Here is a 978-nt window from a genome sequence, read left to right as displayed (position 1 = left end):
TCCGGTTACTTCATAATCGATTTGTGCTCTTTTTCTTTTCGGGCCGGGCTTATTTATTTGTTTTAACCGGGCACTCGCTTTCTTTTTCATTGAAAGCTCGGTGCACCAACAAAGCGCTAAACTTTGACGGCGGTTACGGTGGCATTTTGGTCGATCGTGCTATCAGCAACTTCCTTTTTCCATTGATAGTTTCTGGTCGTTTGACCGCCGCAAGTTAGCTCGTCGTTGGCCTCTAAAATAGGAAGTGCCGCATTAGAATAAACATATCGAAAAGAGATGTTAAACAGGAAGACCCTTTATGGAGGGTATAAAGTGATGGGCGCTTTATCTATATCATACCCGGTGGATGAAAACACAAAAAAGGCACTTGCCCGGTATCCAGCAATTGGCAAAGCCTTCAATCTACCGAATTCTGGACGTTCTAAGTTTGAGATCGTTCGCCTTCTGTCCAACACACACTATAAACACATCAGTCGGTTTCTTGAATTTATTGATAATTCGATTGAAGGCTCGGGGGCAATCGGTAGAAAACTTATCAAGACGAAGCATCCATTTGAACTGGAGCAGGCGGCTGCGGAGCTGGAAATATACGTGCATCTTTATGAGCACTTTGGAACTGCGGTTAAAGCGGCCGAATCCGCAGGGGCTCCTGTGTCTCCAGACATTGAAGTACAATTTGATCAATGGGAACTCAAAATTGAAATTTACACTCCCGTTGATTTTATGGGATTTCAACTTTTCAAACGATATATCCCCATGGTACTAAAATACCTGGATGTTTCTTGCGGTTACGACCTAAAGGTAAAGACACAACCACGTCAGGAAACGACTGGCTATGACCCAGCAATTCCCTACCACCCTTATACCTTTCCTGGTGAAAATGAAACTCATGATTGGTTAACGGAATTTTCAGAACAAGCCCGGCAATGGTTGGGCAAGGAGTCTCCAACAAAAACATTGTGTATGCCTACTCCAAGT

General features: G+C 43.8%; 2 protein-coding genes. Both read left to right on the top strand.

Features of this window, described 5'->3' with window-relative positions; translation table 11 throughout:
- Window positions 1-218 (top strand): hypothetical protein (locus JCM12296_RS43030; RefSeq protein ID WP_218188464.1); only part of this gene is annotated, 218 nt, incomplete at its 5' end.
- 94 nt (window positions 219-312) lie between these two features.
- Window positions 313-978 (top strand): hypothetical protein (locus JCM12296_RS35185; protein ID WP_157068217.1); only part of this gene is annotated, 666 nt, incomplete at its 3' end.

Source organism: Desulfosarcina cetonica JCM 12296 (assembly GCF_001311845.1).
Taxonomy (GTDB): Bacteria; Desulfobacterota; Desulfobacteria; order Desulfobacterales; family Desulfosarcinaceae; genus Desulfosarcina; species Desulfosarcina cetonica.
Note: the sequence above shows the minus strand (reverse complement) of the source record. Positions and strands in the feature narration are given on the sequence as shown.